18 protein-coding genes are annotated in these 17,695 nt (G+C 64.8%); 10 read left to right on the top strand and 8 right to left on the bottom strand.

Going from position 1 to position 17,695, the window contains the following annotated elements; translation table 11 throughout:
* Entirely contained in the window at positions 1-1,218 is a 1,218-nt protein-coding gene (gene glcE, locus MET49242_RS09900) for a glycolate oxidase subunit GlcE (RefSeq protein ID WP_036282687.1), read from the top strand.
* Position 1,219: 1 nt separating this feature from the next.
* Positions 1,220-2,509: a glycolate oxidase subunit GlcF gene (glcF, locus tag MET49242_RS09895; RefSeq protein WP_036282686.1), complete on the top strand. Its 1,290-nt coding sequence runs from the start codon at positions 1,220-1,222 to the stop codon at positions 2,507-2,509.
* Here the strand turns inward: glcF and trpS are convergent.
* The 4 genes from trpS to MET49242_RS09875 form a co-directional block, all read right to left on the bottom strand.
* Positions 2,506-3,540: a tryptophan--tRNA ligase gene (gene trpS / locus MET49242_RS09890; protein WP_036282685.1), complete on the bottom strand. Its 1,035-nt coding sequence runs from the start codon at positions 3,538-3,540 to the stop codon at positions 2,506-2,508. The genes glcF and trpS overlap by 4 nt on opposite strands.
* A gap of 119 nt (positions 3,541-3,659) precedes the next feature.
* Positions 3,660-4,964: an ATP-dependent protease ATPase subunit HslU gene (gene hslU / locus MET49242_RS09885; protein ID WP_036282683.1), complete on the bottom strand. Its 1,305-nt coding sequence runs from the start codon at positions 4,962-4,964 to the stop codon at positions 3,660-3,662.
* Between the two features lie 90 nt (positions 4,965-5,054).
* Entirely contained in the window at positions 5,055-5,618 is a 564-nt protein-coding gene (gene hslV / locus MET49242_RS09880) for an ATP-dependent protease subunit HslV (protein WP_036282682.1), read from the bottom strand.
* A 78-nt stretch (positions 5,619-5,696) separates the two neighbouring features.
* Positions 5,697-6,593, bottom strand: a complete 897-nt coding sequence (locus MET49242_RS09875) for a hypothetical protein (RefSeq protein WP_036282680.1) — start codon at positions 6,591-6,593, stop codon at positions 5,697-5,699.
* 194 nt (positions 6,594-6,787) lie between these two features.
* On the opposite strand from MET49242_RS09875, the gene hisB reads away from it, so the two are divergent.
* From hisB to coaA, 7 genes are read left to right on the top strand one after another with little or no spacing between them, the layout of a single operon-like run.
* Positions 6,788-7,384, top strand: a complete 597-nt coding sequence (gene hisB, locus MET49242_RS09870) for an imidazoleglycerol-phosphate dehydratase HisB (RefSeq protein ID WP_036287594.1) — start codon at positions 6,788-6,790, stop codon at positions 7,382-7,384.
* Between the two features lie 41 nt (positions 7,385-7,425).
* Entirely contained in the window at positions 7,426-7,842 is a 417-nt protein-coding gene (locus MET49242_RS09865) for a DUF2628 domain-containing protein (protein WP_036282678.1), read from the top strand.
* On the top strand, positions 7,839-8,489 hold the full coding sequence (gene hisH, locus MET49242_RS09860; protein WP_036282677.1) for an imidazole glycerol phosphate synthase subunit HisH: 651 nt from the start codon (positions 7,839-7,841) through the stop codon (positions 8,487-8,489). Before MET49242_RS09865 ends, hisH begins: the two co-directional genes overlap by 4 nt.
* Positions 8,477-9,235 carry a 1-(5-phosphoribosyl)-5-[(5-phosphoribosylamino)methylideneamino]imidazole-4-carboxamide isomerase gene (gene hisA, locus MET49242_RS09855; protein ID WP_192815592.1) on the top strand — a complete coding sequence of 253 codons (759 nt, stop codon included), beginning with the start codon at positions 8,477-8,479 and terminating at the stop codon, positions 9,233-9,235. The genes hisH and hisA overlap by 13 nt, the downstream gene beginning before the upstream one ends.
* The gene (hisF, locus tag MET49242_RS09850; protein ID WP_036282675.1) at positions 9,235-10,011 is read left to right on the top strand and encodes an imidazole glycerol phosphate synthase subunit HisF; all 777 of its coding nucleotides are present in this window, start codon (positions 9,235-9,237) and stop codon (positions 10,009-10,011) included. Before hisA ends, hisF begins: the two co-directional genes overlap by 1 nt.
* A complete protein-coding gene (locus tag MET49242_RS09845; RefSeq protein WP_036282674.1) occupies positions 10,008-10,331 on the top strand; it encodes a phosphoribosyl-ATP diphosphatase in 324 nt (107 codons plus the stop codon). The genes hisF and MET49242_RS09845 overlap by 4 nt, the downstream gene beginning before the upstream one ends.
* Positions 10,328-11,290 (top strand): type I pantothenate kinase, encoded by a 963-nt coding sequence (coaA, locus tag MET49242_RS09840; RefSeq protein ID WP_036282672.1) that lies wholly within the window; start codon positions 10,328-10,330, stop codon positions 11,288-11,290. The genes MET49242_RS09845 and coaA overlap by 4 nt, the downstream gene beginning before the upstream one ends.
* Before the next feature lie 45 nt (positions 11,291-11,335).
* Here the strand turns inward: coaA and MET49242_RS09835 are convergent, their stop codons facing one another.
* The 3 genes from MET49242_RS09835 to clpB all read right to left on the bottom strand — a co-directional run bounded on the left by MET49242_RS09835 (position 11,336) and on the right by clpB (position 15,409).
* Positions 11,336-11,626, bottom strand: coding sequence for a hypothetical protein (locus MET49242_RS09835; protein ID WP_036282670.1), 291 nt, complete (start codon positions 11,624-11,626; stop codon positions 11,336-11,338).
* 106 nt (positions 11,627-11,732) lie between these two features.
* Positions 11,733-12,663, bottom strand: a protein-coding gene (locus MET49242_RS24160) for an IS630 family transposase (RefSeq protein WP_144259550.1) whose coding sequence is annotated in 2 segments (ribosomal slippage) — positions 11,733-12,326 and positions 12,328-12,663 — 930 coding nt in all. Because the reading frame shifts where the segments join, the coding sequence is not laid out codon by codon here.
* Between the two features lie 118 nt (positions 12,664-12,781).
* Positions 12,782-15,409: an ATP-dependent chaperone ClpB gene (gene clpB / locus MET49242_RS09820; protein WP_036282667.1), complete on the bottom strand. Its 2,628-nt coding sequence runs from the start codon at positions 15,407-15,409 to the stop codon at positions 12,782-12,784.
* 202 nt (positions 15,410-15,611) lie between these two features.
* Between clpB and MET49242_RS09815 the strand changes: the two genes are divergently transcribed.
* A complete protein-coding gene (locus MET49242_RS09815) occupies positions 15,612-16,367 on the top strand; it encodes an MOSC domain-containing protein (RefSeq protein WP_144259549.1) in 756 nt (251 codons plus the stop codon).
* A 6-nt stretch (positions 16,368-16,373) separates the two neighbouring features.
* On the opposite strand, the gene MET49242_RS09810 is transcribed toward MET49242_RS09815, so the two are convergent.
* The gene (locus MET49242_RS09810) at positions 16,374-17,258 is read right to left on the bottom strand and encodes a DUF4167 domain-containing protein (RefSeq protein WP_084678992.1); all 885 of its coding nucleotides are present in this window, start codon (positions 17,256-17,258) and stop codon (positions 16,374-16,376) included.
* Positions 17,259-17,695 lie beyond the last annotated feature (437 nt).

Genomic DNA, 17,695 nt, shown 5'->3' with positions numbered 1-17,695 from the left:
ATGGACGTAAATTCGCAGACGCTCGACATACGCGACGCGGCCGACGCCGTCGAAGCGCTGCGCGCGGCGAATGCGCGACGCACGCCACTGGCCGTCGCGGGGGCGGGATCGAAAAAGCAGCTCGGCCGCCATGCGCCGCAATCGCAGACGATCTCGACGAAGGCTTTGACGGGCGTCACGCTTTACGAACCCGACGAGCTCGTGCTTTCCGCGCGGGCCGGCACGCCGCTGCGCGAGATCGAGGATTTCCTCGACGCGAACAATCAGCAGCTCGCTTTCGAACCTGTAGATTACGCGCAGCTGTTTGGCGGCGCGACGCGCAGCGCAACGATTGGCGGCGTCGTCGCCGTCAACGCCTCGGGTCCCCGCCGCGTCAAGGCCGGCGCCGCGCGCGATCATCTGCTCGGATTTCACTGCGTCACGGGACGCGGCGAAATCGTGAAATCGGGCGGGCGGGTGATGAAAAACGTCACAGGCTACGACCTCTCCAAGCTCGTCTGCGGCTCCTTCGGCACGCTTGCGCTTCTCACCGAAGTCACGCTGAAAGTTCTGCCAAAGGCCGAAACGGAACGAACCCTGCTGGTCGTCGGACTGGATGAGGAAAAAAGCCTCGCGCAATTGCGCGGCGCCTCCGGAACGCCGAACGAGGTTTCGTCCTTCGCAATGCTTCCGGCCGGAGCAGGGCCGCTTCAGATCGACGCCAATGTTGCGGCGCTGCGCGTCGAAGGCCCCGAGATTTCCGTTGCGACGCGCTGCGAGGCGCTGATGGCGGAGCTTCGAGACAGCGGTGCGCAATTCGAGGTCTTGCAGCCGTCGGAGTCTGCGGCGTTCTGGAAATCGTTGCGGGACGCGGCGCCCATCGCGGCGCACTCCGGCCAGATCTGGCGCATTTCGGTCGCGCCGACCGACGGCTTCATGGTGGTGGAGGCCTTGCGCCGCGCCGGCGCGCCGATCATCGCGCATTATTACGACTGGGTCGGCGGCCTCGTGTGGATTTGTCTCGAGCCGGCGCCGGATGCGCATGCAAGCGCCGTGCGCGGCGCAGTCGATGCGCGGGGCGGACATGCGACGCTCATTCGCGCTTCGGAAGACACACGCGCGCGCGTCGACGTTTTTCACCCGCAGCCTGCGCCGCTCGCCGCGCTGACGCGGCGCGTGAAGGACAGTTTCGATCCCGCCCATGTCCTGGAGCGCGGCCGCATGCGCGCGGAGTTCTGAGATGCAAACGCATTTTTCACTGAGCGCGCTCGCCGATCCGGACATGGCGCAATCGGAGAAGATCCTGCGCGCCTGCGTGCATTGCGGCTTCTGCACGGCCACATGCCCCACTTATCTTCTCACGGGGGACGAACTCGATTCCCCGCGCGGACGCATCTATCTCATCAAGGAGATGCTGGAGCACGAGCGTCCCGCCGATGCGCGCACCGCTCGACACATCGACCGCTGCCTCTCCTGCCTTTCCTGCATGACGACATGTCCATCGAGCGTGCATTACATGCATCTCGTCGATCACGCGCGCGCGCACATAGAAAAGACATTCGAGAGACCTTTCGAGGAGAGGGCCCTGCGCGCGGCGCTCGCCTTCGTGCTGCCGCGGCCTGCCTTGTTCCGCCTTGCCTTGCGGCTCGCTGCGCTCGCGCGACCGTTCAGGGATCATTTCCCGCAGCGTCTGCGCGCGCTGTTCGTCCTCGCGCCAAAGAGTCTGCCGGCGCCTTCGGATGTCGATCGCCCACAGGTCGTTCCAGCGCAAGGCGCGCGCCGGATACGCGTCGCGCTGTTGAACGGCTGCGCGCAGACCGTGCTCGATACCCGCATCAACGAAGCGACCGTGCGTCTTCTCACGCGCCATGGCGTCGAAGTCGTCGTCGCTGAAGGAGCGGGCTGTTGCGGCGCGCTGCCGCATCATCTCGGCAAGGTCGGTCAGTCGCATGCGTTCGCGCGCAGGAACATCGAGGCGTGGACGCGCGAGATCGAGACGGGCGGTCTCGATCATATCGTCATCAACACGTCGGGTTGCGGCACGAGCGTGAAGGACTATGGCTTTCTGTTCCGTAACGACGCGAAGCTTGCCGCAAAGGCCGCGCGCATTTCCGCGATTGCCCGCGACGTCAGCGAGATTATCGCCGGGCTCGATCTGAAGGCGAGCGGCGACGCGCCACGGCTGCGCGTGGCCTATCATTCCGCCTGCTCGCTGCAGCATGGCCAGAAAATCACGCGCGAACCTGTGGAGGCGCTTGAGCGCGCCGGCTTCGATGTCGTCGCTCCGCCGGAAGGCCATATCTGCTGCGGCTCGGCGGGAACCTATAACCTGTTGCAATCGGAAATGGCGGATGAGCTTCGCGCGCGAAAAGTAGCCAGTATCGAAAACGTCGCGCCCGACGTCATCGCCGCCGGCAATCTCGGCTGCATGGTGCAAATCGGGGCGGGGACGCAAATCCCTGTCGTTCACACTGTCGAGTTGCTCGACTGGGCGAGCGGCGGGCCGAAGCCCGCGGCTCTCGGCGGTTAACGCAGGAAGCCGACGATATCCTTCACCGCATTCATGTTCTCGCGGGCGATGGCGCGGGCGCGTTCGGAGCCGTCGCGCAGCACGCCGTCGATATAGCTCTCGTCCTCCCGGATGCGGCGCATCTGCGCGGTGATGGGGGCGAGCTTGGCGACAGCGAGATCGACCAGCGCGTTCTTGAAGGTCGAGAAATTCGAGCCGCCATATTCGGTCAGCACATCGGCTTTCGTGCGGCCGGCGAGCGCGGCGAAAATGCCGACAAGATTGTCCGCCTCGGGCCTGCCTTCGAGGCCTTTTTCCTCGGAGGGCAGGGCCTCGGGATCGGTCTTGGCCTTGCGCACCTTCTGCGCAATCTGGTCCGCGTCGTCGGAGAGATTGATGCGCGAATAGTCAGAGGCGTCGGACTTCGACATTTTTTTCGTGCCGTCGCGCAGGCTCATCACGCGCGTCGCGGGGCCGGAGATCAGCGGCTCGGGCAGGGGGAAGAAGGCGCCGCCGAAACCGTTGCGCTCGATCGACGGGCCGAAGTCATTGTTGAACTTCTGCGCAATGTCGCGCGCAAGCTCGAGATGCTGCTTCTGGTCGTCGCCGACCGGCACATGCGTCGCGCGATAGATGAGAATGTCGGCGGCCATCAGCACGGGATAGTCGAGAAGACCCATGGAGGCGTTCTCGCGGTCCTTGCCGGCCTTGTCCTTGAACTGCGTCATGCGGTTCAGCCAGCCGATGCGGGCGACGCAGTTTAGCACCCAGGCGAGTTCGGCGTGTTCGGGAACCTGGCTCTGGTTGAAGACAATGTTCTGCTTGGGGTCGATGCCGCAGGCGATGAAGGCGGCGGCGATCTCGCGCGTGTTCGCCTTCAGCGCGATGGGATCCTGCGGCACGGTGATCGCGTGCAGGTCGACGACGCAATAGAGGCACTCGAACGCCTTCTGCAGCTCGACGAATTTGACGATCGCGCCGAGATAATTGCCGAGATGCAGATTGCCGGTGGATTGCACGCCGGAGAAGACGCGCTGGGGGAAAGTGGACATGGACAGGCCGCAGGTTGTGAGCTTTGGCCGGTCTTATGGCAATGCGAGGCCGCGGGCGCAAGTGGGGCGATCCACGGGGCATCCACCATTTCCGACAGGGAGGAGGGTCAGGCCCTGCGTCACAAAATAAACCGGCTCAAATCCCGGTTCTTCGCGAGATCGCCGATGTGTCTTTCGACATAGTCGCCATCGACAACGACAGTCTCCCCGGCGCGGTCCGAGGCGGAGAAGCTGATGTCGTCGAGGACGCGCTCCATTACTGTCTGGAGGCGGCGGGCGCCGATGTTTTCAACCGACGTGTTTACTTGTACGGCGACCTTGGCGATGGCCTCGATGGCCGACGGCGAAAATTCGAGCGTCACGCCTTCCGTGCCCATGAGCGCCACATATTGCTTGGTCAGGCAGGCTTCCGTCTCTGTCAGAATACGGCGGAAATCCTCTTCGTTGAGCGAGGCCAGCTCCACGCGGATCGGCAGGCGGCCCTGTAGCTCCGGCAGCAGGTCGGAAGGTTTCGCGACATGGAAGGCGCCTGAGGCGATGAACAGCACATGGTCGGTCTTCACCGGCCCGTGCTTGGTGGCGACGGTCGTGCCCTCGATCAGCGGCAACAGGTCGCGCTGCACGCCTTCGCGCGAGACATCGGCGCCGCTGCGGCCTTCGCGGGCGCAGATCTTGTCCATCTCGTCGATGAAGACGATGCCATTGTTCTCGACCTCGTGGATCGCCTCGCGAACGCTGGCCTCTTGGTCGATCAGCTTGTCGCTTTCCTCGGCGACGAGTGGGTCATGAGCCTCCTTCACCGTCAGCTTGCGCGGCTTGCCGCGTTGCAGGGCCTTGCCGAAAATATCGCCCAGCGAAAAGGCGGAAACGCTCGCGCCTGGCATGTTCGGCAGTTCGAACATGGGGGTGGAGCCGCCGCTCTGCGCCAGCTCGATTTCGATTTCCTTGTCGTCGAGCTCGCCGTCGCGCAAACGCTTGCGGAAGGTTTCGCGCGTGGCGGGGGACGAGGCGGGACCGACGAGCGCGTCGAGCACGCGCTCCTCGGCCGCCTGCTGCGCGCGCGCCTGCACATCCTTGCGGCGGCGCTCCTTGACCATGACCAGGGCGACCTCGATAAGGTCGCGCACGATCTGCTCCACATCGCGGCCGACATAGCCGACCTCGGTGAATTTCGTCGCTTCCACCTTCAGGAAGGGCGCATTGGCGAGTCGGGCGAGGCGGCGGGCGATTTCGGTCTTGCCGCAGCCGGTGGGGCCGATCATCAGAATGTTCTTGGGCAGCACTTCTTCGCGCATTTGCCCTTCGAGCTGAAGACGCCGCCAACGGTTACGCAGCGCAATGGCGACGGCGCGCTTGGCTTCGTTCTGCCCGACGATGTAGCGATCCAGTTCCGAGACGATTTCGCGCGGCGAAAAATCGGCCATGAGTTCAGTTTCCTTGGGCTATCGTTCATCTGGCACGGAAACGGGCGGTTTGTTTGGTCTTTTCTTCGCCATTCGCCGCGCATTTTTCGCCTATATCTTCTCCACCACCACATTGTGGTTCGTGTAGACGCAGATGTCGGCGGCGATGGACATGGCGCGGCGCGCGATGGTCTCTGCGTCCGCCGGCGTGTCGATGAGGGCTCGGCCCGCGGCGAGCGCGTAATTGCCGCCCGAGCCGATTGCGGCGACAGCGCCATTGGCGTCGCCTTCGGGCTCCAGCACGTCGCCCGAGCCGGTGAGGACGAGTCCGACGTTCTGGTCGGCGACAAGCATCATCGCCTCCAGCCGGCGCAGATATCGGTCCATGCGCCAGTCCTTGGCGAGCTCGACGCAGGCGCGCATGAGCTGGCCGGGATATTGATCGAGCTTCGATTCGAGCCGCTCGAACAGCGTGAATGCGTCCGCCGTAGCGCCGGCGAAACCCGCGATCACGTCGCCCTTGCCGAGCCGGCGCACCTTGCGGGCGTTGCCCTTCATGATCGTCTGGCCGAGGCTGACCTGTCCGTCGCCCGCGATCACCGTTTGTCCCTGCTTCTTGACCAGAATGATGGTCGTCGCGTGCATGCCGGGCGTCTTGTTTTGTTCGTTGTCCATTCGCGCCTTCCGAGCCGAGCGTTTTGGCCGATGTAGGACTGAACCGCGCTTTCAGCAAGGGCGGAGGCTGTGCGGGCCTTACCTGTCCTTGAAGCGATCCGCGATCTCCTGGGCCTCGCGGGTCAGCGCGGCGAAGAAGGCCTCCTTTGGCGCACGGGCGGCGTAGCAGGCGCGATAGTCGTCGTCGCCCTTGGCCTGCGCGGCGGTCGATTCGTCGAAAAGCTTCTCGTCCTTCATCCCGCCCTCGTTGTATTTCTGCAAAATCTTTTCCGCCTTGCTCTCGGCGTCTTTCCAGATGGCGTCGCAGGCGGGGATCTTCTCCGCCCCCTTCGCGGCCTCAGTGGCGATATAGACCTTTCCGCCCCTGCGCAGCGCCACGATGATCTCCTGCGAAGGATTGGGTCCGATATCCTGCGCCCATCCGCCGAGCAGCGCCACGGCGAAAACCGCTCCCTCGGGCTTCATGATCGGAATGTCGGCGGTCTTGGTGAAGGCGGCGTCGGAGCCGATTGCTTCCGTATAGAAGTCGTCCGACTTCAACGCCGATTCGGCGTCGGGCGCCGACTTGTCCGTCTTCTTCCACCATTGTGACTGCGTGCGCAGCCAGTGATCGAGCAGCCCGTCCGTCGTGACGATCGCCTGAGCGCCGTTGTCCTCCTGCGAAAAGCGCAGCGTATCGAGCATGCCGAAGCCGATTTCATTTTCGCTGAGGGTGTCGATGTTGATCTTGCCTTTCGCCGGATAGGGCTTGACCGCGAGATCGCCGATGATCCCCTGCAGGCGCTTTTCCAGATCGGCGAGCGCCTTCTGCTGCTCCTTGCCGACGGCGTCTTCCGCGCCCTGTTTGGCCTCCAGCTTCTTGATTTTCGCGATCGCCGCGTCGCGCGCGGCGAGGTAAGCCTCCTCCGGGGTCGCCGCAAAGGCGCTGGCCAAGGTCAAGACGAGGGCGAGCAAGGCGAGCGGCGTCTGTCTCATAAATGCCTCCGAACGCGGACTTTTTCGCGAATTTTCGCGTTTTCTCGATCGGGATGATAGTCGTCCCCGCCGCGCGCCGCCAGCAAGCCGGCCGCGCTCCTCGCGCGGGTGGCGAAGATGCGTCGAAATTGCTACAAGCTGGCGGCCCGCGGCCGAATGATGCTCGGCGGCGTCATCCGGAAGGCCAATTCGCCATGCGCAGCGCCACTATCGAGCGCAACACGAAGGAAACGTCCATTTCGGTCACTGTCGATCTCGACGGGTCGGGACGCTCCGACATTTCCACCGGAATCGGATTTTTCGACCATATGCTCGACCAGATCGCGCGCCATGCGCCGCTGGATCTCACCGTGCTGGCGAAGGGCGACCTGCACATCGACGGCCACCACACCGTCGAGGACGTCGGGCTCGCGATGGGGCAGGCGGTGGACCGCGCTCTCGGCGACCGCAAAGGCATCGCGCGCTACGGCGACGCGCACATACCTCTCGACGAGGCCTTGACCCGCGTCGTCGTCGATATTTCCGGGCGTCCGTTCCTCGTCTATAACGTCAGCTTCCCGGCGGAGCGCATCGGCGCCTTCGACACTGAGCTGATGCGCGAATTCTTTCAGGCCTTCGCGGTTCAGGCCCGGGTCGGGCTGCACATCGACAGCCTGAGCGGCGTCAACAGCCACCATATTGCGGAGAGCGCGTTCAAGGGCTTTGCGCGCGCCTTCGGCAAGGCCGTGGCGATCGATCCGCGTCGCCTGCAGGGCGAGGCGCCTTCCACCAAGGGAACGCTGACCGCCTGAGCGGCGGCGGCTCTGGCGTCCAGACGACGAGGGGACGGCCGATGGCCATTTTCACCGTTCATCTCCCGCCGACGGCGCAGGGGGCCGCCCCCGCGCCGGAGAAGATCGTGTTCCTGCGCGACGGCTTCTCGTGGCCCGCCTTTTTCCTCGGCCCCTTCTGGCTGCTATGGAGGCGCGCTTGGATCGCCGCCGCGGCCTGGACCGCGCTGCTGACGGTCATCGGTCTCGTGGCGTGGAAGCTGAAGATTTCGCGCGACGCCATGTCATGGCTTGGTCTTTCCCTGGCGGTTTGGCTCGGCTTGGAGGGCGAACGGATTGTCGCCTGGGCTCTGGCGCGGCGCGGCTATGTCGAGACCGACGTCGTGGTCGGCGACGACGAGGAAGAGGCGGAGATGGCGTTTTTTCATCGTTGGCGCGGGATCGCGCCGCAAGCCCGCTCCGGGGAGCAAGACGCTTGACGACGGCGATCATCGATTACGGTTCCGGCAATCTTCACTCGGCGCTGAAGGCTTTCGAGCGCGCGGCGCGCGAGTCGGGCGTCGGCGGGGAAATCTGCGTCACCAATGATCCGCAGAAGGTTCGCGGCGCCGAGCGCGTCGTGCTTCCGGGCGTCGGCGCTTTCGCCGATTGTCGCCGCGGGCTTCTCGACCTGCCGGGCCTCTACGACGCGTTGCAGGAAGCGACCATCGAGCGGGGCCGACCTTTCCTCGGCATTTGCGTCGGCATGCAACTGATGGCGGCGCGCGGTCTCGAACATGGCGAGACCCCCGGCCTCGGCTGGATCGGCGGCGACGTCGTGGCGATCGAGCCGGGCGATCCTTCGCTCAAAATTCCGCATATGGGCTGGAACACGCTCAGCCTGACCCGCGAGCATCCGGTCTTCGACGGGATCGCGACGGGGGAGCGCGGGCTCCACGCCTATTTCGTCCACTCCTATCATCTGACGCCGGCCGAGCCGCGACATGTGCTGGCGACGACCGACTATGGCGCGCCGCTCACCGCGGCCGTCGCGCGCGACAATCTCGTCGGCGTGCAATTCCATCCCGAGAAGAGCCAGAGGCTCGGCCTCGCGCTCATCGCCAATTTCCTGAGGTGGCGTCCGTGATTCTGTTTCCCGCGATCGATCTGAAAGAAGGCCAATGCGTGCGGCTTGCGCAGGGCGATATGGACCGCGCGACCGTCTTCAACGACGATCCGGCGGAGCAGGCGCGCGCCTTCCAGTCGCAGGGCTTCGAATATCTGCATGTCGTCGATCTGGACGGCGCATTCGCCGGCGCGCCACGCAATGCGGCGGCGGTCGAGTCCATCCTTGCGGTGCTTACAATTCCCGTGCAGCTCGGCGGCGGCATTCGCGACATGCGCACGCTGTCCGGCTGGCTGGAGAAAGGCGTGACGCGCGTCATCATCGGCACGGCGGCGGTCAAGGATCCGTCCTTCGTGCGAGAGGCTGCGCGGATCTATCCGGGCCGCGTCGCCGTCGGCATCGACGCCAAGGACGGCATGGTCGCCGTGGACGGCTGGGCGCGCACGACGCGCATGCCGGCGCTCGAACTCGGCAAGAGTTTCGAGGACGCGGGCGTCAGCGCGATCATCTACACGGACATCGCGCGCGACGGCATTCTGACGGGCCTCAACATCGAGCAGACGCTGGCGCTCGCCAACGCCTTGACGATTCCCGTCATCGCCTCCGGCGGCCTCGCCTCGCTCGCCGACATCGAGCGTCTGCTGCAACCGGACTGCGCCAGGCTCGCCGGCGCGATCACGGGACGCGCGCTTTACGATGGGCGCCTCGATCCGGCCGAGGCGCTGGCGCTGATCAGGAAGGCGCGCGCGACGGCGGGGAGCGCCTGATGCTCAAAGCCCGCGTCATCCCCTGCCTCGACGTGAAGGAAGGCCGCGTCGTCAAGGGCGTGAATTTCGTCGATCTGCGCGACGCCGGCGATCCGGTGGAATGCGCCATCGCCTATGACGCCGCCGGCGCTGACGAACTCTGCTTTCTCGACATCACCGCGAGCCATGAAAATCGCGGCATTCTGCTCGACGTCGTGCAGCGCACGGCCGAAGCCTGCTTCATGCCGCTCACCGTCGGCGGCGGCGTGCGCACGCTCGACGACATCCGCAATCTCCTGCTCGCGGGCGCCGACAAGGCATCGATCAATTCGGCCGCCGTCGCCAACCGGCAATTCGTGCGCGAGGCGTCGGAGAAATTCGGCGCGCAATGCATCGTCGTCGCCATCGACGCCAAGCGGGTCGCGCCGGGCAAGTGGGAAATCTTCACCCATGGCGGGCGCCGCCCCACCGGCATCGACGCGGTGGAATATGCGCGCGAAGTGACGGCGCTGGGCGCCGGGGAAATTCTGCTCACCTCGATGGATCGCGACGGCACGAAAAGCGGTTTCGACATCGAACTGACGCGCAGCGTCGCGGACGCCGTTTCCGTGCCGGTCATCGCGTCCGGCGGCGTCGGCAATCTCGATCATCTCGTCGCCGGCATTCGCGAAGGCCACGCGACCGCGGTGCTCGCGGCGTCGATCTTCCACTTCGGCGAATATACGATCCCGCAGGCGAAGCGCCACATGGCCGCCGCCGGCCTACCGATGAGGCTCGATGGACTGGAGGCGGCATGAGCTTTTCTCTCGACGATCTCGCCGCGCTCATCAAATCGCGTCGCAACGACAGCGCCTCCAACTCCTACACCAAGAGTCTTTTCGACGCGGGGCCGCCGCGCATCGCAAAGAAATTCGGCGAGGAGGCGGTCGAGGCGGTGATCGCCGCAATGGAGGGCGACAACAATGCCTTGACCTCGGAAGCCGCCGATGTGCTTTACCACCTGCTGGTGCTGCTCGAGGCGCGTGATATCGCTTTGAGCGACGTCGTCGCCGAACTCGGCCGCCGCACGGCGCAATCGGGCCTTGCCGAAAAGGCGTCGCGCGGAGGCTCGAAATGAACGAAGCGGGCGCCGCTGAAACGGGCGTGGCGATTTCGCCTTATCGCCGGTTTACGCGCGCCGAATGGGCGAGCCTTCGCGCCGACACGCCGCTGACGCTGACGCTCGATGACCTTGCGCGGCTGAAGTCGCTCGGCGATCCGATCTCCCTCGAGGAAGTCATCGAAATCTATCTGCCGCTGTCACGCCTGCTCGCGCTCTATGTCGCGGCGACGCAGGGGCTCTTCAAGGCGACACAGCGCTTTCTCGGCGCCGAGGACGGCAAGGTTCCCTACATCATCGGGGTCGCGGGCTCCGTGGCCGTCGGCAAATCCACGACCGCGCGCATTCTTCGCGCATTGCTGTCGCGCTGGCCGAACACGCCGAAGGTTGAACTCATCACCACGGACGGCTTTCTCCTGCCAAACGCCGTGCTCGAGCGCGAAGGCCTCATGGAGAAGAAGGGCTTTCCCGAAAGCTACGACAACAAGGCGCTGCTGCGCTTTCTTTCCGACGTGAAGGCGGGACAGCGCAATGTCTGCGCGCCGGTTTATTCGCATCTCATTTACGACGTCGTCGACGGCGAGGCGACCTGCGTCGACCGTCCCGACATTCTCATCGTCGAAGGCGTGAATGTCTTGGCCGCGCGCCCGTCGCGCCACCCGCGCGACATTCCCTTCGTTTCGGATTTCTTCGACTTCTCGGTCTATCTCGACGCGCCGGAGGACGTGCTGGAGCGCTGGTACGTCGAGCGTTTCCTGCGTCTGCGCGAGACGGCGTTCCGCGACCCGCGCTCCTATTTTCGCAAATACGCCGATCTCTCCGACGAAGAGACGGTGCGCGTCGCGAAGGACATCTGGACGCGCATCAATCTCGAAAACCTGCGCAACAACATCGCCCCGACGCGCCCGCGCGCAAGTTTGATCCTCACCAAGGGCGAGGACCACAGGATCGAGGAAGTGGCGCTGCGGAAGTTGTAATGCAGCCCATCGCCTCTCCTGCTCGTGAGAGAAGGGATGAGCGGTTTATTCCTCGGTGACCACGCATCCGTTCGGGTTGAAGGCGCGAGGGCGCGGTCGCCCACTTTGGGACGGGTCCGCTTCGAAGGTATAGATTTTTCTCGTGCGCCCGTCTGAAAACTTCACATTTCGCCTTGCGGTTATTCTGCCGCCCAGAGTCGAATTTCCCTCGCCGCTGAAAATCCGGATGAGTTCATCATCCACAGGGCCACCATACCAGAACCCAGACTCGAATTTTCCGTCCCCCTCTTTCCAATGATTGCCAATTTGGTCCAACACGTTGAGCACCTTGACCATTGATGACCTCTGAAAAATTCGATTTGCATTATGAATAAAAACTTAGGCCGCCGTTTCGTCAACGGCGGCCTCCGCGCTCTAGAGCGTTTCATATTTTGACGGAAGCTTATCCTGCGTTTGTGAAGTAGTTGCTGCATTCTTGTGGTTGGATGTCTTTTGCGAGGCGTCCGATCTGTCGCCAGGTTTCATCGATGGTTCGCTGCTGCGCCTGTCGCATCCAGTGTTTGAGCTTGGAAAAGGTCTGTTCGATTGGATTGAGGTCGGGCGAATAGGGTGGCAGAAACCACAGTCTGGCTCCGGCGGAGCGGATCGCGCGTCGCACCGCCTCGCCCTTGTGACTGCCGAGATTGTCCATAATGACAATATCGCCCTGCTTAAGCGCGGGGACGAGTTGTTGTTCGACATAGGCGCGGAAACACGCGCCGTTGATTGGCCCGTCGAAGACGCAGGGCGCGTCGAGACGATCGCAGCGCAGCGCGCCGAGAAAGGTCAACGTGCGCCAATGGCCGTGCGGCGCGAGGCCGCGCAAGCGCTTGCCCTTGGGGCCCCAGCCGCGCAGCGGCGTCATGTTCGTCTTGATCCAGGTCTCGTCGATGAAGACCAGCCGCCTGGGATCGAGGCGCGCTTGCAGCGATTGCCAGCGCTTGCGCCGTCGCGCAATGTCAGCGCGGCCTTGTTCGAGCGCCAGCAGCGTTTTTTTTGAACCGCAGCCCCTCGCGGCGCAGGAACATCCAAATGGCGTTGTGCGAAACCTTGACCCCGCGCGCCAGCAGCTCGTCCTTGAGGCCATGCAACGTCAAATGCGGCGTCTGCGCCAGACGCTCGACAATGAAAGCGCGATGCGGCTCCAGCACGCGCTTGCGATAGCCGCCCATTTTCGCCGGCGCGACCGAGCCCGTCTCGCGCTGGCGCTGCGACCACTTCACGACCGATGACACGGCCACGCCAAAGCGCAAAGCCACGGCGCGGCAACTCTCGCCAGCCAAAACCGACGCAACCACACGCTCTCGAAGATCATTGGAGAGAGGTCGAACCATTGGATGCTGGCCTCCGCCCAGCCAGCATCTTGAATCACACTCCTGCTAAAACAGGAATCCCTCCCGATTCAGAAATACAGGGAAATGCTCTAGTATTGCGCCCGCGGTTTTTTCCGCCCTACGCGTTCCCCACCGTCCGCAGCACCGGCTTCACCGGGCCGTGCGTCGGCTTGCCGTCGATGGTCAGCGCCTGGCCTTCGGCGGAGACTTCCACCGTCGCGCCGTCGACGATCTCGCCCGCGAGCAGCCGTTCGGCCAGCGCGTCCTGCAGTTCCTTCTGCATAACGCGCTTCAGCGGCCTTGCGCCGTAGGCGGGGTCGTAGCCCTTCGCCGCCAGCCAGTCGCGCGCCTTGCTGTCGGGATGCAGCGTGATCTTGCGATCCTCGAGCAGCTTCTGGAGACGCTTGAACTGGATGTCGACGATCGCGCCCATATCCTCGCGCCGCAGGCGATGGAACAGAATGATCTCGTCGATGCGGTTCAGGAACTCCGGCCGGAAATGCGAGCGCACCACCTGCATCACCTCATCATGCACGGCGGTCGAATCCTCGCCCTCCTGCTGCATCACGAGGAATTCGGCGCCGAGGTTCGACGTCATGATGATGAGCGTGTTCTTGAAGTCGACCGTGCGGCCCTGACCGTCCGTCAGGCGCCCGTCGTCGAGCACCTGCAGCAGGACGTTGAACACGTCCGGATGCGCCTTCTCGATCTCGTCGAACAGCACGACCTGATAGGGCCGGCGGCGAACCGCTTCCGTCAGCGCGCCGCCTTCCTCATAGCCGACATAGCCGGGAGGCGCGCCGATGAGGCGGGCGACAGAGTGCTTCTCCATATATTCCGACATGTCGAGGCGCACCATCGCCGTCTCGTCGTCGAACAGGAAGCTCGCGAGCGCCTTGGTGAGCTCCGTCTTGCCGACGCCCGTGGGGCCGAGGAAGATGAAGCTGCCGATCGGACGGTTCGGGTCCTGCAGGCCGGCGCGGGCGCGGCGCACGGCGGTCGAAACCGCTTCGACCGCCTCGCGCTGACCGACGACGCGCTTGGCGAGTTCGTCCTCCATATGGAGAAGCTTCTCGCGCTCGCCCTCGAGCATCTTGTCGACCGGCACGCCCGTCCAGCGAGACACGACCTGCGCGACGTCATTCGCGGTCACGGCTTCCTCGATCAGGGCGCCTTTGCCCTCCGAGGCTTCCGTCTCCGCAAGCTTCTTCTCGAGGTCCGGGATCACGCCATAAGTCAATTCGCCCGCGCGCTGATATTCGCCGCGCCGCTGCGCCTGCGCCAGTTCATTGCGTGCGGTCTCCAGCTGCTCCTTCAGCTTCTGCGCGCTGCCGAGCTTGTCCTTCTCCGCGCGCCAGCGCGCCGTGAGCGACGACGACTTTTCTTCCAGATCGGCAAGCTCGGATTCGAGCTTCACGAGCCGGTCTTTCGAGGCCGCGTCGGTCTCCTTGCGCAGCGCCTCCTGCTCGATCTTGAGCTGGATGATGCGGCGGTCGAGTTCGTCGAGCTCCTCGGGCTTCGAGTCGATCTGCATGCGCAGGCGCGACGAGGCTTCGTCCACGAGGTCGATCGCCTTGTCGGGCAGGAAGCGGTCCGAGATGTAACGGTTCGACAGGGTCGCAGCCGCCACGATCGCCGAATCGGTGATGCGCACGCCGTGGTGCATCTCGTATTTTTCTTTCAAGCCCCTAAGGATCGAGATCGTGTCCTCGACCGTCGGCTCATCGACGAAGACGGGCTGGAAGCGACGGGCGAGCGCCGCGTCCTTCTCGACATGCTTGCGATATTCGTCGAGCGTGGTCGCGCCGACGCAATGCAGCTCGCCGCGCGCGAGCGCTGGCTTCAGCAGGTTCGACGCGTCCATCGCGCCATCCGCCTTGCCGGCGCCGACCAGCGTGTGCATCTCGTCGATGAAGAGGATGATCTTGCCCTCGGCCGCAGTGATCTCGTTGAGCACGGCCTTCAGCCGCTCCTCGAACTCGCCGCGATATTTCGCACCCGCGATCAACGCGCCCATGTCGAGCGCAAGCAGCTTCTTGTCTTCGAGAGACTCGGGAACGTCGCCATTGACGATGCGCAGCGCGAGGCCTTCGACGATCGCCGTCTTGCCGACGCCGGGTTCGCCGATCAGCACCGGGTTGTTCTTGGTCCGGCGCGACAGAACCTGCACGGTGCGGCGGATTTCCTCGTCGCGGCCGATCACGGGGTCGAGCTTGCCCTCGCGCGCCGCTTCCGTCAGGTCGCGGGCGTATTTCTTGAGCGCGTCATAGGCGTTCTCGGCGGAGGCGGAATCGGCGGTGCGGCCCTTGCGCAGATCCTCGATCGCGGCGTTAAGCGTCTGCGGCGTCACGCCGGCGGCGGCGAGGATTTTCGCGGATTCGGCGTCCTTCTCCAGCGCGAGCGCAAGCAGCAGCCGCTCGACGGTGACGTAAGAGTCGCCCGCCTTCTGCGCGATCTTCTCGGCGTTGTCGAAAAGCCGCGCCGTGGCCGGCGCCAGATAAAGCTGCCCAGCGCCCGAGCCCATCACCTTGGGGAGCTTCGCAAGCGCCGCCTCGGTCTTGGCCAGCGCCTCGCGCGAATTGCCGCCCGCGCGGTCGATGAGACCGGCGGAAAGACCCTGCTCGTCATCGAGCAGGACCTTCAGCAAATGTTCGGGCGTGAACTGCTGATGCCCCTCGCGCGTAGCGAGCGACTGCGCGGACTGCACGAAACCGCGCGCGCGTTCGGTGTATTTCTCGAAATTCATTTGCACCCCTTTCGACCTTGAGGCGGCCCATCCAAGCGGCGCGCCTCGCGTCCAAATCTTTCGGTCCCTTGCGGCGACCCTCTGAGGCGATATGGGAAAGCCCCCGGGTCCTGAAAAGAGGGCGCTTCGTCTTGGTCGCGGCGTTTTCGTTTTTGATCGGCCGGACTTAATGTCGCAGCGAATTTTCGCAATCGGAGCAATCATGCGCCTCGCGTCCATCTACCGCTATCCCGTCAAGGGCCTCTCGCCCGAGGCGCTCGAATTCGCCGACCTCGACGCGGACGGCTATTTCCCCGGCGACCGCGTCTTTGCGCTGGAAAACGGCCCCTCGGGTTTCGACCCGGCCGCGCCGGAGCATCAGCCGAAGGTGAAATTCCTGATGCTGATGCGCAACGGAGCCCTTGCCGGCCTGGCGACGCGCTACGACCATGCGAGCGGCGTGCTGACGATTGCGCAGAAGGGGCGGGAGGTCGCGCGGGGCGATCTGCGGAGCGCCGAAGGTCGCGCGGCGATCGAGACTTTTCTGACCGGCTTTCTCGGCGACGAAATCCGCGGCCCCGTTCGCCTGCTCCAGGCGCCGGAAGGCTTTCGTTTCACGGACTCGAAGTCGGGCTTCGTGTCCCTCGTCAATCTGGCGAGCGTGAAGGCGATCGAGGAGGTGCAGGGAGCCTCAGTCGATCCGCTGCGCTTTCGCGCCAACCTCTACATCGACAGGGCGGAGCGCTGGGCCGAGGCGGACTGGCCCGGAAAAACGTTTCAACTCGGCGGCGCGACGCTGACGGTGCTGAAGATGACCGACCGTTGCGCCGCCACGGGCGTCGAGCCGGGCTCCGGCCGGCGCGACATGGATCTTGTGCAGACGATCCGCAAGGCTTTCGGCCATATCGATTGCGGCGTCTACGCCCGCATCGAGAGGGGCGGGCGCGTCACCCGGGGCGACGCGCTCGCATTGGTCTGATCCCGATCAGATGTGGTCGGGCTCGAAGGGCAGTTCGCTCGCCTGCGGGGCTTCCTCCTGCCGCGATTCGCCAGCGGCCTCGTCGGCTGCGGCGCGCGGCCGGCGACGGCGGCGCGAGCTGAGGTGGAAGTTCACGCCTTCATGCTCCCGCGCGGCGGCGGGGCGGGAGGGCGTCGTCAGCGCGCTCTCGGGGGCCTCGGTCTCGCTGACGACCGGACGCGCCGGCGGGGCGGTGATGAACGACGGCAGAGCCGCGGCAGGCGCAGCCTCGGCGGTTTCGGACCGCTGGTGGAACCGTCGGCCGTCGCGATTACGCTCATAGGCGGCCTGATGGCGCGGGGGACGCTCGCCGCCTTCCCCATTTCGATCACGGCCACGCTCGCCATAGGGCGCACGCTCCGGCCGCGGCGCGCGCTCAATGCGCTCGGGGCGCATTTCGCCTATCGGGCGTTCCTCGAACGGTTGCGGCTGCGGTTGCGGCGGCTGGACGAAATGCGGCTGCGGCTGGGGTTGCGGCGCGAAAGGCTGCGGTTGGGCCTGATAGGCGGCCGGCGGCAGGCGCTCGGAGAGCGGCGCGAAACGGTCGGGCAGGGCCGCGAAATCGTCGTCGTCGTCGCCGAGATCGACCTCCGCCTCCATCTGCGGACGTCCGCCGAAGCCAGCGACCTGCTGCGCAGCCTGAGCGGCCGCGATCAGCCGGAAGTAGTGTTCGGCGTGCTGCAGCAGGCTCTCGGCCATGATCGTGTCGCCGGAGGACTGCGCGTCGCGCGCGAGCTGCAGATATTTCTCGGCGATATGCTGCGCGGTGCCGCGAATCTTCACGTCGGGGCCGTTCGACTCATAGGAGCGGGTGAGGGGATTGGGCCCCTTGCGGCCGCTGCGACCCCGCATTCTCTTGTTTTGTCCTGGTCTCATCAAACTCCCCGAGAGGTTCGCACGCACCGTGCGTTGTTTCGCTCTTTGACGGTCCGCTGCGTCGCTTCATTCATCCGCAGACTTGAAAGTACCGTCGGCACGGCCGGCCTTTCCGATCCTTCGCGCGCGGCGCAAGGCGTCTGCGCGCGCCCCACCTTGCGTATTCCCAAAATTGCCGTCGTTCCGCCCGCTGCACTTACCGTGCGCGTCGCCCGCGGCCCGCGCCGCAGGTCGAGCGAGCGACAAACGTCCGTGGCGGTCACACGTCACGCGCAGCTTCAAATTGATGCGCGTCGCGACAAATTCTTGTCGCCTCATTCCGCCGGGATCATGTCAGCTTCGACACCGGCTTTTTGCCGGCTGGTCCTTGGCTTCCGCTCACGCGGCGAAGCCGGATTTTTCGAGACCCCTAT

It is taken from the genome of Methylocystis sp. ATCC 49242 (assembly GCF_000188155.2).
GTDB lineage: Bacteria > Pseudomonadota > Alphaproteobacteria > Rhizobiales > Beijerinckiaceae > Methylocystis.
This window is presented reverse-complemented; position numbering and strand designations above follow the sequence as displayed.

Bases quoted from the DNA above. Each gene is read 5' to 3' on its own strand.
- glcE (WP_036282687.1), top strand. From the start codon at position 1: ATGGACGTAAATTCGCAGACGCTCGACATACGCGACGCGGCCGACGCC.
- glcF (WP_036282686.1), top strand. From the start codon at position 1,220: ATGCAAACGCATTTTTCACTGAGCGCGCTCGCCGATCCGGACATGGCG.
- trpS (WP_036282685.1), bottom strand. From the start codon at position 3,540: ATGTCCACTTTCCCCCAGCGCGTCTTCTCCGGCGTGCAATCCACCGGC.
- hslU (WP_036282683.1), bottom strand. From the start codon at position 4,964: ATGGCCGATTTTTCGCCGCGCGAAATCGTCTCGGAACTGGATCGCTAC.
- hslV (WP_036282682.1), bottom strand. From the start codon at position 5,618: ATGGACAACGAACAAAACAAGACGCCCGGCATGCACGCGACGACCATC.
- MET49242_RS09875 (WP_036282680.1), bottom strand. From the start codon at position 6,593: ATGAGACAGACGCCGCTCGCCTTGCTCGCCCTCGTCTTGACCTTGGCC.
- hisB (WP_036287594.1), top strand. From the start codon at position 6,788: ATGCGCAGCGCCACTATCGAGCGCAACACGAAGGAAACGTCCATTTCG.
- MET49242_RS09865 (WP_036282678.1), top strand. From the start codon at position 7,426: ATGGCCATTTTCACCGTTCATCTCCCGCCGACGGCGCAGGGGGCCGCC.
- hisF (WP_036282675.1), top strand. From the start codon at position 9,235: ATGCTCAAAGCCCGCGTCATCCCCTGCCTCGACGTGAAGGAAGGCCGC.
- MET49242_RS09845 (WP_036282674.1), top strand. From the start codon at position 10,008: ATGAGCTTTTCTCTCGACGATCTCGCCGCGCTCATCAAATCGCGTCGC.
- coaA (WP_036282672.1), top strand. From the start codon at position 10,328: ATGAACGAAGCGGGCGCCGCTGAAACGGGCGTGGCGATTTCGCCTTAT.
- MET49242_RS09835 (WP_036282670.1), bottom strand. From the start codon at position 11,626: ATGGTCAAGGTGCTCAACGTGTTGGACCAAATTGGCAATCATTGGAAA.
- clpB (WP_036282667.1), bottom strand. From the start codon at position 15,409: ATGAATTTCGAGAAATACACCGAACGCGCGCGCGGTTTCGTGCAGTCC.
- MET49242_RS09815 (WP_144259549.1), top strand. From the start codon at position 15,612: ATGCGCCTCGCGTCCATCTACCGCTATCCCGTCAAGGGCCTCTCGCCC.
- MET49242_RS09810 (WP_084678992.1), bottom strand. From the start codon at position 17,258: ATGCGGGGTCGCAGCGGCCGCAAGGGGCCCAATCCCCTCACCCGCTCC.